The sequence below is a fragment of the Antarctobacter heliothermus genome, assembly GCF_002237555.1.
Classification (GTDB): domain Bacteria; phylum Pseudomonadota; class Alphaproteobacteria; order Rhodobacterales; family Rhodobacteraceae; genus Antarctobacter; species Antarctobacter heliothermus_B.
Genome location: NZ_CP022540.1, coordinates 2,937,104 through 2,950,455 on the forward strand (window position 1 = coordinate 2,937,104; position 13,352 = coordinate 2,950,455).

The 13,352-nt window shown below is 61.1% G+C and carries 11 protein-coding genes; 5 read left to right on the plus strand and 6 right to left on the minus strand.

What is annotated here, in order from left to right:
• The first annotated feature begins 21 nt into the window (after positions 1 to 21).
• Positions 22 to 1,656, plus strand: coding sequence for an OmpA family protein (locus ANTHELSMS3_RS14030; protein WP_094035412.1), 1,635 nt, complete (start codon positions 22 to 24; stop codon positions 1,654 to 1,656).
• A gap of 67 nt (positions 1,657 to 1,723) precedes the next feature.
• Here the strand turns inward: ANTHELSMS3_RS14030 and ANTHELSMS3_RS14035 are convergent, their stop codons facing one another.
• Together ANTHELSMS3_RS14035 and ANTHELSMS3_RS14040 are read right to left on the minus strand one after the other, a co-directional pair.
• Positions 1,724 to 2,140 (minus strand): hypothetical protein, encoded by a 417-nt coding sequence (locus ANTHELSMS3_RS14035; protein ID WP_094035413.1) that lies wholly within the window; start codon positions 2,138 to 2,140, stop codon positions 1,724 to 1,726.
• Between the two features lie 203 nt (positions 2,141 to 2,343).
• Entirely contained in the window at positions 2,344 to 3,942 is a 1,599-nt protein-coding gene (locus ANTHELSMS3_RS14040; RefSeq protein WP_094037135.1) for a peptide chain release factor 3, read from the minus strand.
• Positions 3,943 to 4,591: 649 nt separating this feature from the next.
• Here ANTHELSMS3_RS14040 and ANTHELSMS3_RS14045 point away from each other — a divergent pair.
• Together ANTHELSMS3_RS14045 and ANTHELSMS3_RS14050 are read left to right on the plus strand one after the other, a co-directional pair.
• Positions 4,592 to 5,212 carry a Hint domain-containing protein gene (locus ANTHELSMS3_RS14045; RefSeq protein WP_094035414.1) on the plus strand — a complete coding sequence of 207 codons (621 nt, stop codon included), beginning with the start codon at positions 4,592 to 4,594 and terminating at the stop codon, positions 5,210 to 5,212.
• 108 nt (positions 5,213 to 5,320) lie between these two features.
• The gene (locus ANTHELSMS3_RS14050) at positions 5,321 to 5,692 is read left to right on the plus strand and encodes a nuclear transport factor 2 family protein (protein ID WP_094035415.1); all 372 of its coding nucleotides are present in this window, start codon (positions 5,321 to 5,323) and stop codon (positions 5,690 to 5,692) included.
• Positions 5,693 to 5,719: 27 nt separating this feature from the next.
• Here ANTHELSMS3_RS14050 and ANTHELSMS3_RS14055 read toward each other — a convergent pair whose 3' ends face one another.
• Positions 5,720 to 6,730, minus strand: a complete 1,011-nt coding sequence (locus tag ANTHELSMS3_RS14055; RefSeq protein ID WP_094037136.1) for a Hint domain-containing protein — start codon at positions 6,728 to 6,730, stop codon at positions 5,720 to 5,722.
• 133 nt (positions 6,731 to 6,863) lie between these two features.
• Between ANTHELSMS3_RS14055 and ANTHELSMS3_RS14060 the strand changes: the two genes are divergently transcribed.
• Both ANTHELSMS3_RS14060 and ANTHELSMS3_RS14065 read left to right on the plus strand, forming a co-directional pair.
• A complete protein-coding gene (locus ANTHELSMS3_RS14060; RefSeq protein WP_094035416.1) occupies positions 6,864 to 7,643 on the plus strand; it encodes an SDR family oxidoreductase in 780 nt (259 codons plus the stop codon).
• 4 nt (positions 7,644 to 7,647) lie between these two features.
• Entirely contained in the window at positions 7,648 to 8,796 is a 1,149-nt protein-coding gene (locus ANTHELSMS3_RS14065) for a hypothetical protein (RefSeq protein ID WP_094035417.1), read from the plus strand.
• A 4-nt stretch (positions 8,797 to 8,800) separates the two neighbouring features.
• Here ANTHELSMS3_RS14065 and ANTHELSMS3_RS14070 read toward each other — a convergent pair whose 3' ends face one another.
• The 3 genes from ANTHELSMS3_RS14070 to ANTHELSMS3_RS14080 all read right to left on the minus strand — a co-directional run bounded on the left by ANTHELSMS3_RS14070 (position 8,801) and on the right by ANTHELSMS3_RS14080 (position 13,260).
• Positions 8,801 to 9,487, minus strand: a complete 687-nt coding sequence (locus ANTHELSMS3_RS14070) for a M48 family metalloprotease (protein ID WP_094035418.1) — start codon at positions 9,485 to 9,487, stop codon at positions 8,801 to 8,803.
• A gap of 63 nt (positions 9,488 to 9,550) precedes the next feature.
• Complete coding sequence (purL, locus tag ANTHELSMS3_RS14075; protein ID WP_094035419.1) at positions 9,551 to 11,710, minus strand: phosphoribosylformylglycinamidine synthase subunit PurL; 2,160 nt, start codon at positions 11,708 to 11,710, stop codon at positions 9,551 to 9,553.
• 644 nt (positions 11,711 to 12,354) lie between these two features.
• The gene (locus ANTHELSMS3_RS14080; protein WP_094035420.1) at positions 12,355 to 13,260 is read right to left on the minus strand and encodes a LysR family transcriptional regulator; all 906 of its coding nucleotides are present in this window, start codon (positions 13,258 to 13,260) and stop codon (positions 12,355 to 12,357) included.
• Positions 13,261 to 13,352 lie beyond the last annotated feature (92 nt).

Sequence of the window (13,352 nt, forward strand, 5' to 3'; positions counted from 1 at the left end):
CCTTTGTGAAAGGAATTGCCGATGAAACGCCTCCTTCTCGTCACGGCCGCGTTCAGCGTGCTGGCGACGTCCTTCTCAGCGCCCGCAAGCGCCCAGAATTTCGACATCAAGCAGTTGTGCAACCCGGCATTGGGCGTCAAATGCCCCGATGCCTTCAAGGGAACGGCAAAGCGGGTGCCTGCCAAAAGAAATCCACCCAAGGTCGTTGTTCAACAGCCCAAGAAAAAGGTGTTCGTGCCGCAGGTGATCGTCACCCAGCCGCCGAAAAAGACCACGCGCCCGGTGCATGTGGTGCCGCACAAACAGGTGACCCCACAGGTCAAGGCGCCGAACGTCCGGATTGTGACGCCCAAAGACAAGGCGCCGACCATCCGGGTGCCAAACGTCAAGGTCGCTCCGGGAATCCGTGTGCCCGACGTCCAGATCGCCGTGCCGCCAAAGGTGCGCCAACCCGCCGTCAAAGTGACCCCCAATGGCAGGGTTGTGGCGAAACCGGGTGCGGTGAATATCGACGATCTGCGTAAGCAGTTGGCTGGTGAACTTGTCGGTCGTAATGGCGGGACCATCAAGGTCGGCCCGCGCCCGGGTAAGGTGGTCCGGATCCCGACCGGCAATATCGATCTGGGGTCCAGTCAGCGTCAGGCCGACATCGTGGCGCTGCGGGACGTGGCCAAGGTGGCCGCTGCCGTGGGGCTTGCCGCCGGGGCCGTCAAGGTTCTGGACCGCACGCTGACAGATCAGGAAATCCGCAGATCCTCGCAGGATTTCGGCGCTGTGCTGGGTCAGGTCGGGATCAAGACCGGCACGCTGGACTATCGTCGTGTCGACATGGGCAAAGTGCTGACAACCGGCGACCGCGTCGTGACCAACAGCGGCGACCGCATGGTGGTGGAAAACAACGGCGTCATGCGTGTCTTGCGCAACGATGACGTACTGCTGAACCGCCCCGGCACCAATGTGCAGGTCTACCAGTTCAAGGATGGGTCGACCCGCAATATCATGGCCTATGAGGATGGCAGCGAGGTCGAGACCCTGCGCGCTCCGGACGGGCGCGTGTTGCGCCGGTCGACCATTGCTCCGGACGGCACTGAGGTGGTGCTGTTCGACGACACCAAGCAGACCGATCAGGTGCACGTCAACCAATTGCCAGACGCCCCGGCCACCACCGTTGTTGCCTATCAAAGCAACAGCGACATGAGCGGCGCGCTGGGCGGGGAAACCAGTGTGGAGGCGGGGCGCTATTTCTCGCTGGCGCAGGTTCGGGACATCGACGCTGTGCGCAAGATGGCACCGGGGATCAATATCGACACGATCCACTTTGCCTCTAACTCGGCCGCGATCCGCCCTGAAGAGGCTGAAGAACTGGCCGCGCTGGGCTATGCCATGCTGGAGGCGATTGCCGCAGACCCGCGTGAAGTGTTCCTGATCGAGGGCCACACCGACGCGCGCGGACATGAGGCGCACAACCTGTCGCTGTCGGACCGGCGCGCGGAGTCGGTGGCGCTCGCGCTGATCGAGTATTTCGGAGTGCCGCCAGAAAATATTGTGCTGCAAGGGTATGGTGAAAGCGATTTGCTGATCGTCACCGAAGCCGCCGAGCAGGCCAACCGTCGTGCCGCCGTGCGCCGCATTACGCCGCTGCTGACCGATCTGTAGCAGCAACAGACCAAGACAAGCCCCCGGTGCCTTTGGCTTCGGGGGCTTTCATTTGGTCCCGTGCGGGTCAGTCGATCAGCACGCCTTCGGTCACATAGACCGCGCGGTAGGTTTCCGGGCTGTTGTCTATGTGCAGCGTGCCGCGCAGGGTGATCTTTGTCGCCTCGGGCATGTCCGGCACGGCACGCTTCATCTTGACCTCCAGCGAGGGGCCATAGCCATTCTCGCCGCAAAAAGGGCAGTCCGCAGGGTCCGGAACCAGAAGAAAGCTGGAGACATAGGCCTGTGCCTCGACCGGGACGTAATAGCCGGTGATCTCAAAGCTGTCGGCCATGGCGCGGAGGTCATCCGGGATGATCTTGGCCACCGACCAACTGGTTTCGGTCTCTGTCTCTTTGTATTCGATCGCCTCGATCAGATTCCACGGATTGGCAAGAGCGGGCGGTGCAGTGACAAGAAGGGCAATCAGGGGCAGGGTGCGCATAAGACCTCCGACAAGATTGCGTCATGGTAGTGCGCGGCTGATCTGTGCGCCAGTCCAAGGGCGTACAGCGGCGCGTTTCTGCCCGGTTATGTATCGGTGTCGCAATGGGACGCGCGTGCGTCTGAATGGGTCGGGTGATGGCGGTTGGCCTTGCTGCGCAAGACCACCTTGCCCACCGTAACTTTCGCGATGGGACGCGAAAGTTACACCATCATCTCCTTGGTCGAGGATAGCGTCACATCCGGGTAATCGCGTTCGATCCGGTCGATGTCCCATTGCAGCCGCGTCAGATAGACCACGTCGCCGTCGTGGTCGTAGCTGATGTGTTGCTTGTTGGCGTTGATGAACTTTTCCACCGCGTCCTTGGCCCCGTGTACCCAACGGGCCGAGGTGAACTGAGACACGTCAAAACGGACCGGCAGGCCGTATTCCAGTTCGATCCGGCTGCCGAGCACCTCAAACTGCAAGGCCCCCACAACCCCGACGATAAAGCCAGAGCCGATCATCGGTTTGAACACCTTTGCCGCGCCCTCTTCGGCGAATTGCATCAGCGCCTTTTCAAGGTGCTTGGCCTTCATCGGGTCGCCCGCGCGCACGGTCTGCAACAGTTCCGGCGCAAAGGACGGAATGCCCGCAACCTTGAGCATTTCGCCCTCTGTCAGCGTGTCGCCGATGCGCAATTGCCCGTGGTTGGGGATGCCGATGATGTCCCCCGCCCATGCCTCTTCGGCCAGTTCGCGGTCCGAGGCAAGGAACAGTACCGGGTTGGTGATCGCCATCGGCTTTTTCGTGCGCACATGGGTCAGCTTCATCCCGCGGGTGAAATGCCCCGAGGCCATGCGGACAAAGGCCACGCGGTCGCGGTGCTTGGGGTCCATGTTGGCCTGCACCTTGAACACGAACCCGGTGACTTTGGTTTCCTCCGGCGCAATCGAACGTGGGCTGGCCTTTTGGATCTGCGGTTCGGGGCCGTAGGTGCCGATGCCGTCCATCAGTTCCTTGACGCCGAAAGAGTTGATCGCAGAGCCGAACCAGATCGGGGTCATGTGCCCCTCCAGTACCGACTGCGGGTCCAGTTTGGGCAGCAGTTCGCGCGCCATCTCGACCTCTTCGCGCAGCTGTTCCAGCAGGGCGGGGGGAATGTGATCCGCCATCCGGGGATCGTCGAGCCCCTCCAGCGTGATCGTCTCGGCCACCTTGTTGCGGTCGGCGCGGTCCATCAGTTCCAGCCGGTCGTTCAGCAGATCGTAGCAACCAAGGAAATCGCGGCCCATGCCGATGGGCCAGGATGCAGGCGTGACGTCGATGGCAAGATTTTCCTGAATCTCGTCAATGATGTCGAAGGTGTCGCGCGCTTCGCGGTCCATCTTGTTGCAGAAGGTCAGGATCGGAAGGTCGCGCAGGCGGCAAACCTCGAACAGCTTGCGGGTCTGGCTTTCCACGCCTTTCGCGCCGTCGATCACCATGACCGCGGCATCCACGGCGGTCAGCGTGCGATAGGTGTCCTCGGAAAAATCCGAGTGGCCGGGCGTGTCCACCAGATTGAACCGGAACTTGCCGAAATCAAACGACATGGCCGAGGCCGAGACAGAGATGCCCCGGTCCTTTTCCATCTGCATGAAGTCCGACCGCGTGCGCCGCGCCTCACCCTTGGCGCGGACCTGTCCGGCCATCTGGATCGCCCCGCCATACAGCAGGAACTTTTCCGTTAGCGTCGTCTTGCCGGCGTCCGGGTGCGAGATGATCGCAAAGGTCCGGCGGCGGGCGATTTCGGGCGGCAGGGGGGGGCGGTTGTCCAACATGCGCGCGATATAGACGTGGTGCGGGCCGGGGGCAATCGCCACTTCTTGTTGGGTCTTGGGATTGCCTGATCACTTGCGCCGACCATCAAAGCTGGGCAACATGGCGGGCACATATCAAGGCGCGGTCGTCACTAGTTTGGAATCCATCGCAATCAGCGCTGACCCAAGCAAGTCCTGTGACTGAGATGCGCATTCCCGCCCGCGGCAGGTTGACTCGAATTTTGCAACACATGAGAGTGCAGCCAAGATTTTTGCCGGCCACCGGATCCAGCCATTATCTCAACGAAATGATAAGTTGACACCGCAAGGAAATTCGAGAAATGCCCAGTCCCCAATCATATCAATACTACTATTCCCAGGGGACGAGTGACCCGGCGAACCCAGCCGACGCCGTTTTTCTCTCAGTGCGCCGACTGCCGTCGAAAACACTGTCACGGACTCCGAAGACGCAAGCCTGGATGACACGACCGCTGTCGGCGGTGCATTGGATTGGTCAGCAGCAGGTTTTCCGACGACTTTCTATGGGTACACAGACTCGGGCGATCCAATACTTCAAGTGACTGTATATGGGGACGATTATTTCTATATCTTGTCCGACAACGGCTCTTTGTCTGGAACGTCGTTTACCTTTAGTAACACGCAGCCCTATATGTACTGCTTTGCCGCCGGAACGATGATCGCGACGGATAATGGCGAAGTCGCGGTCGAGACGCTTAGGACGGGCGACAGTGTCCGCACCGCTGACGGTGCCGTCACGGCTGTCAAATGGATCGGCCGCCAGACAATGGTGCCTATGTTCGCAGGCGCCCGCTGCCAACCCGTCCGCATCCGCGCCGGTGCGCTGGGCCATGGTCTGCCGCACAGCGACCTGACGGTCACCGCCGACCATGGCATGGTGTTCTACCCCTCAAGTGGCGAAACGGTAGAGGAAGCCACGCAAGACGGTCTGGTGATCAACGCAAGCGCGCTGGTCAATGGGGGAGCGATTGATTGGCTGCCGATGGCGGAACTGCCCGACCGGTTCACCGTCTACCATATCGAAACCGCCGCTCATGACGTGATCCTTGCCAATGGCGCGGCGGCAGAGACATTCATTGATTACGCCGGGCGGCGGCAATTCGACAATTACGCCGAATATATCGCGCTATATGGCGACGACAGGGTGGTTGCGGAAAACCCGCTGCCCCGCATCAGCGCGGCGCGTCTGGTGCCACCTGCGATCCGAAAGCGGATTGAAGGGCACTCTGGCATTCGTCGTCAGGCGATCTGACCGGCCCGGCGATACTGCTGGTCCGGAGATGTCCCAAAACCGTGTCTTGAAAGCAGACCTCTTTCCTGTCATGGTGAACGTACCGTGAACATTTCGGAGGGGAAGACGATGGACCTGAGGGAAATTGCAGACGAACTGGTCGCCGGGTGCCGCGAAGGGCGCGAGCTTGAAAATCTCGACAAGATCTATGCCGCCGACGCGGTTTCGGTCGAGGCGATGCCGATGCAGGGCATGGACAGTGCCGAAACCCACGGGATTGACGGGATCAAGGGCAAACACGCCTGGTGGTCATCCACGTTCGAGGTGCTGGACGGTAAGGTCAGCGGCCCGTTCCTGCATGGCGACAACAGCTTTGCCGTGATTTTTGAGATGAAGGCCAAGCATCGCGACAGCGGTGAGGTCAGCGATATGCACGAGGTCGGCATCTACACTGTCGGTAACGGCAAGATCGTGCGTGAGGCGTTTTACTACACTATGTGATCGGGTCGGGCTGAATGGTACGGCTGTTCAACCGCCCGACGACTTGCGCAATACATCCGCCGCATCGGGGCGGTTCAGCAGGTGCTCTTCGACCTCCAGCGCGTGGGGATTGCTGCGGCGGTGGCCGGGCAGCAGATCGGACAGTTCAAGATCCTTGGGCAGGGCGGCGCGGGTGCGGGTGTCGACCAGCATGGATTCCGCTGCAATCCCTTCGGCATAGATGATCTGATGGGTATCGAACAGCATTTGGTAATAGTCCACAAACCCGCCCTTGCGCCGGGCGACGCTGTCGCCATTCACCAGGTGGCGCGCCCGGACCAACAGTTCAGACCGACCCGCGCCCAGATGGTCGCGGCGTTGGTAGATGAACAGACGGTGGTCGGGCGAAACCAGCAGATCGCGGGTGTTGTTCAGCACGCCCTCACGGATGCAGATCGGCGCAAAGGCCCCCACCGCGCGCACCGTCTGGTGGCCAAGCCAGCGGATCGGCTGCGGGCCGTCGTCGCGGGTCAGGATGCGGTCGCCGACGGTCAATTCTTCGACCGCGCGCTGTGCGCCATCGGCCAGCGTGATCATCGTCCCGGCCGTAAAGGACACGCAGGCAACTTGCGCATAACGGGGCAAGGCAGCCTCAACATCCACGCCAACCAAAACGTAGTCCGCGCGTGGCGTCATCGGGGCCAGCGGCAGCAGATAGACCTCTGCCGCGTTGCCTTCGCCATCAACCTCAACCAGTACAAGTGCCTCTGTCGTCTGGCCGTCACCGGACATGAAGGTCACGCAGCAATCCAGATGCAGATCGGACCCCGCTGCCCCCAACGCGCTGCCCTGCGCCACGCGAAAGGGCGGGGTGGCACCGGTGACCACACCCAGCGGTTTCAACACGGCCAGCGGCGACAGGCGATAAACATCGTCGTGCACAAGTTCATCGGCAAAACCAATGGCGTCGCCCAAGTTGGCACCATTCACCACGCGCAGCATGTCCGCGCGATAAACTTGCAGGCTTTGCGTGGCGCGGGTGGGATCAGATTGGGACATGGAACTTTCGCAACTGGGATGGGTGTCTGGATAGCCGCGGTTGCCCATTGTATGCCAGCACAATGTGGCTTCAAATAGCCGTATCTCCGATGTTTTGTCGGCACTTGAGAAACAGTATCATAGGGAGCAGGAAATGGATCTGGGTATTCGCGGCAAGCGGGCGCTGGTCTGCGCGTCTAGCAAGGGATTGGGGCGCGGTTGCGCCGAGGCGCTGGCAGAGGCGGGCGTTGACCTTGTCATGAACGCGCGCGGCAGTGACGCGCTGGAAGAGACGGCGCAGGATCTGCGCGACCGATACGGTGTGTCGATCACCACGGTCGCGGCGGACATCGTGTCCGAAGAGGGCCGCGCCAAGGTGCTGGAACAGGCGGGTGACGTCGACATCCTTGTGAACAATGCGGGCGGTCCGCCTCCGGGGATGTGGTCTGATTGGGGCCGTGAGGATTTCATCAAGGCGCTGGACGCCAACATGCTCACGCCGATCGCGTTGATGACGGCGCTCATGCCGTTGATGATCAACAAGGGGTGGGGCCGGGTGGTCAACATCACTTCTGTATCGGTCAAGGCACCGGTGGGTGTGCTGGGCCTGTCAAATTCGGCCCGCACCGGTTTGACCGGTTATGTCGCGGGCACCTCGCGGCAGGTGGCGCCCAAGGGCGTGATCGTGAACAACCTGCTGCCGGGCATCCATGCCACCGACCGCGCCGATGCGCTGGACGGGGCGGTGGTCAAAGCCAAGGGCATCACGCTGGAGGACGCCCGCGCCGAGCGGTTCAGCACCATTCCCGCCGGGCGCTATGGCACCCGTGAAGAGTTTGGCAAGATGTGCGCCTTTCTCTGCTCGCAGCACGCGGGATTCATCGTGGGCCAGAACATCCTGCTGGATGGCGGCGCCAGCAACATGACGATGTAAGCAGATGGCGCGCGGTCCGGACGGGCAAGGCGGCGGTGCGGGGTTTTCCCTTGCTGACCAGCTATTCAATGCCGACACCCTGCGCGATCTGGCGCAGGATTACGCAGTGCTGCCAGGTTTCGATACCGCGCGCTTTCACTCCGATGCTTTGGGCGGGCTGGAGGGACGCGGGTTGCTCCAGCGGCTCGACTGGATTGCGACCTGTGTCGAGGCGCAATTGCCAAAGGCGTTCCCGGCGATGGCAGAGGCGCTGGAGGCGGCCTTGCCCGATCCGCTGGACCCGTCGTTGACGGACGATGATTTCGGGCGGTTCATCCATGCGGTGCCGGGCATTCTGGTGGTGCGGCACGGGTTGGAGGATCACCGGGAGCGCGCGCTGGACCTCATTTACGAGGCCACGAAACGGTTCTCGATGGAGTTCTACATCCGCCCCTTCCTGAACCGCTGGCCGGATCAGACTTTGGCGCGGATGGACGACTGGGCGCGCGACAACAACTATCATGTGCGGCGGCTGGTGAGTGAGGGCACGCGCCCACGTTTGCCGTGGGCCGCAAACATCACGCTGGATCCCGCAGTGCCGCTGCGGTTTCTGGATGTGCTGCACGCCGATCCCACACGCTATGTCACACGGTCGGTGGCCAACCACATGAACGACCTGTCAAAGGTGATGCCGGACACGGTGGTGGACCGGTTGCGCAATTGGCAGGGGCAGGGACGGCAGGACGGGCGAGAGATCGATTGGATGACCCGCCACGCCCTGCGCACGGCGGTCAAACGCGGAGAGCCGGAGGCGCTGGACCTGTTGGGGTATCGTCCGGGCCAGGTCAACGCGCGAATCGAGGCCATGCCCGCGTCGGTCCGGATTGGTGAGGCTTTGGAGTTTGCCGTGGTGCTGGAGGCGGACGCGCCCTTGCCGGTGCTGGTGGATTACCGGCTGCGGTTTTTTCGGCCCAAGGGCCCGGCGGAAAAGGTGTTCAAGCTGAAAACCGGAAAGGTGGTGCCGGGCAAGCCCCTGCGGCTGACTAAGCGCCACATGTTGAGAGGCAACGCGACCACCTACACGCTGCATCCGGGGCGGCATGGGGTGATAATTCAGGTCAATGGACAGGACGTGGCAGAGGCTGCGTTTGAGTTGTTGCCTGCGCAGAGCTAATGCGTCACGCCTGTTCCCAACGGGCCTCTAGCGCTTCCAACGCCTTGATGCGTTCTGCCGTCTTGGGGTGGGACATCAGCCAGGCAGGCACAGCGCCAGAGCGGCTTTGCGTCAACTCTTCCAACTTGCCGAACAGCGTCTTTTGCGGCCCCACGCCGACGCCCGCCTTGACCAGCAGGGCGGCTGCGTAGGCATCCGCCTCATACTCATCCGAGCGCGACAGCCGTGCCGCCAGCAGCGAGGCCAACCCGTTGGCGATCATGACGCCGACGCCGGGCAAAAAGCGGCTGAGCACCATAGCAAGCGCCGTGCGCAATGCGTTCTGACCGGAGAAGTCGATCATCCGCCGCCGCGAGTGCCCCAGAGCGACATGGCCCAATTCATGCGCGATCACGCTGGCCATTTCCTCTGCCGTGACCTCACCCTGCTGGTATTTGCGGTAAAATCCGCGCGTGATGAAAATGCGTCCGTCAGGGGCGGCAAGGCCGTTGATCGGGTCGATCTCGTAGATGTTCACCCGGATGCGCGGCAGGTCCAGCGCGGCGGCCATGCGATCCGTTAGCCGCTTGAGGCGCGGATCGGCCAGTTCGGTCGACTTGACGTCCAATTCTTTCGCCGTCCGCCATGCGGAGAAACGGTAGTAGACGAGGCCATACAGGAGGGCGAGCAGGATCGGGGTGAGTTTGAACATGATTGGAATATGGGGCGGCAGCGCGCGCAAGGAAAGGCGCGCGCTGTCCTGTTTGCCAGATCGTCAGCCAAAGAGTGTCTGAAACGTGCCCTCTGACAGCGACTTGAGCTCTGCCAGTGGAGCTTCGGACCGGCCAAACCGCACGGAATCGCCGGTGAAACGACCGACTGAGGTGACATGCACACCCGCCCGACCAGCGGCGATCATCAGCGCCTCGGCGGAATCAAAGTTGCAGGCGATCAGGTAGCGGCCCTGATCCTCACCGAACAGGGTTGCGGTGTCATCGGTGTCGATCTGAACGCCGACGCCAGAGGCGGCTGCCATCTCGAACGCCGCCAGTGCCAACCCGCCGTCGGACAGGTCGGTGCAGCAGCGGATCCAGTCGCGGTTGGCGCGAATGAATTCTCCGGCAGCTTTCTCTGCAGCCAGATCAACCGTTGGCGCGTCGCCGTCTTCGCGGTTGAACACCTCATACAGCAGGGCGGACTGACCAAGGTGACCCTGTGTTTCCCCCACCAGCAGCGCAACGTGGCCGTCGCGGGCATAGTCGAGGATCGGCTCCTCATTCGCTGCGATCAGGCCCACGGCACCGATGGTCGGCGTGGGCAGGATGCCCTGACCGTAAGTTTCGTTGTACAGGGACACGTTGCCCGAAACGATCGGCATGTCCAGCGCGATGCAGGCCTGTCCGATTCCGTCCAACGCGCCGACAAACTGGCCCATGATCTCTGGCTTTTCGGGGTTGCCGAAATTGAGGTTGTCGGTGGTCGCCAGCGGCAGTGCGCCCACGGCGCAAAGGTTGCGATAGGCCTCAGCCACCGCCTGTTTGCCGCCCTCTACCGGGTTGGCGCGGACGTAGCGGGGGGTCACGTCGCTGGTAAAGGCCAGTTTCTTGTCGGTGCCATGCACGCGGATCACGCCCGCGCCAAAGCCGGGTACACGCATGGTGTCGGCCATGACCTGACTGTCGTATTGGTCATAGACCCACGCGCGCGAGCAGTAGTTGGGGGTTTGCACCAGCGCACGCAGCGCGTCGATGGCATCAATCTGCGGCACGTCCTCCAGCGGAACCGCCTCTTCGGTCGGCTGCCACGGGCGGTCATATTCGGGGGCAGAGGAGGCCAGCTTGGACAGGGGCAGGTCGGCCACACAGGTGCCGTTGTGCATGATGAGAAAGCGGTCTTCGGCGATGGTTTCCCCGACAATTGCGAAATCGAGGTCCCATTTGTCGAAGACGGCTTTGGCCTCGGTTTCTTTGGCGGGGTCCAGCACCATCAGCATGCGTTCTTGGGACTCGGACAGCATCATCTCATAGGCGGTCATGTTGGTTTCGCGCTGCGGCACGTTTTCAAGATCAAGGCGAATGCCAAGGCCGCCTTTGTCGCCCATTTCCACCGCCGAACAGGTCAGGCCTGCCGCGCCCATGTCCTGAATGGAAATCACCGCGCCGGTCTGCATCAGTTCCAGCGTCGCCTCCATCAGGCGTTTTTCGGTAAAGGGGTCGCCGACCTGAACGGTTGGGCGCTTTTCCTCGATGCTGTCGTCAAATTCGGCGCTGGCCATTGTCGCGCCGCCAACACCGTCGCGGCCTGTCTTGGCCCCCAAATAGACCACCGGGCGGCCAATGCCGCTGGCGGCGGAGTAGAAAATCTTGTCCGTGTCCGCCAGTCCGGCAGCAAAGGCATTCACAAGGCAGTTGCCATTGTAGGCGGGGTGAAAGCGGACTTCGCCGCCCACTGTGGGCACGCCAAAGGCATTGCCATAACCGCCGACGCCCTCAACCACGCCATGCACCAGTTGCCGAGTCTTGGGGTGTTCCTTTTCGCCAAACGACAATGAGTTCATTGCCGCGATAGGACGCGCGCCCATGGTAAAGACGTCCCGCAGGATGCCGCCAACCCCGGTCGCCGCCCCCTGATACGGTTCGATGTAAGAGGGGTGGTTGTGGCTTTCCATCTTGAAAACCACGGCTTGCCCGTCGCCAATGTCCACCACGCCCGCGTTTTCGCCGGGGCCGCAGATGACCTGCGGGCCCGTGGTGGGCAACTTGCGCAGGTGCAACTTTGACGACTTGTAGGAACAGTGTTCGTTCCACATGGCCGAAAAGATACCCAGTTCCGTGAAACTGGGCTCTCTGTTCAGGATGCGGAGGATCTGCGCGTATTCGTCGGGATTGATCCCGTGCGCCTTGATCAGTTCCTCTGTGATGGCCGGTTCCTGCATCCTCAATCCCCCGTCTGCTCTGTCGAGGGGTCTTTACGCCAAGGGCCGGTACAGGAAAAGGGGGCGCATTGTGCTGCCGGACTTGATGCGCGTGTTGATGGTGTGCGGCCGGTTCGCCGGCAACGTCAGGATGTCATGCCGCAAGTGCACAATAATCCATCGCAGACTTTCGGAGTCCCGCATGTATTAGCGGTCAATATACAGCGTATTGTCGTTTCTCTGGCGTGCAGTTCCCGTCATGAGTGTGGCCTTGGAACCTTGTTGGGCGGAGCGCCCGGTGTGTGAGCAGGTGGAAAAGTCCATCGGATTTAGGAATTGCCGGTTTGCACGCGCGATCAGCCGATCCGCGGGCGGTCATTGTCGTTGCGCGCATCGGGTATATCGTGGCTCTACAGCAGCATGTGCCACAGTATGTAGTGGCCGCGTGACACTGTCACGAAATGCCAAAAAAAAGGCCGAGCTCAAAGCTCGGCCGAAGTCCAACAGGGAGGTATGAAAGGTGATCCGCGAATGTGCGTTTCATCCTTCATGTGCTGAATATGTCAGCAATCCCGACTCGATCAAGCCATTTCACGCCGCAACTGCAGCATTCCCGGTATGCGTGATGTGCATACCACAGTTCGGTCTGAGAGGTGAGAGAGGGGTCAGTCGTCCGTCATGGCGCGGATCTGCCGCCGGTGCGCCATGATTTCTTCTTGTACGAAATCTCGAAACGCCGTTACACGCTTGGATTGTCTCAATTCTTCGGGGTAGGCAAGAAAGACTGGAACCTCGACGGATTCCACTTCGGGCAGTACACGTTTGACGTGCGGAAAGTCCTCGATGATGTAATCGGGCAGTACGCCGATCCCAAGATTTGAAATCACCGCCTGCAACACGCCAAAATAGTTGTTTACGGTCAACGTGGCCGTCAGGTCATAACTCAACAGGTGTTGAACCAGCGCCATACCCGCCGAGACCTGCGCCGAATTGGGATTCTGACAAATCAGCCGATGCGCGCTCATGTCCTCCAACTGCTTTGGTTCGCCATTGGCACTCAAGTATTCGGGCGAGGCGTACAGACGCATCCGAATGCTCATCAACTTTTTGCGGATCAGGTCTGCTTGGCTTGGTTCTTTCATGCGGATGGCCACATCGGCCTCACGCATGGGCAGATCAAGCACCCGTTCCTCCAGCATCAGGTCGATGTTCAGTTCCGGGAACTTGGCATAGAGTTTCGACAGGCGCGGCGCCAGCCAAAGTGCGCCAAAGCCGTGCGTGGTGGTCACGCGCAGTTCGCCAAACACCTCTTCTTCGCTGTCGCGGATGCGAGCTGTTGCGGCGTCGATTCGTTTGATCATCGAGGAGGTCGCGTCGAACAGCAGTTCGCCCTGTTCCGTCAGAATCAGACCGCGTGCATGACGATGGAAAAGCGTGGTATTGAGGGATTCCTCAAGCGCACGAATCTGCCGCGACACCGCCGACTGCGACAGGTGTAGCGAGTCGCCGGCATGCGTCAGGCTGCCTGCGTCGGCAACCGCGTGAAATATTCTTAGCTTGTCCCAGTCCATGATGCTTTGGTCGTTTCCTCGAGAGCTCAGTATACGGCAATTTATTTTTGTTAAGGGCCTTATGGGGCAGATGTGTCAATTCTGCAAAGAAT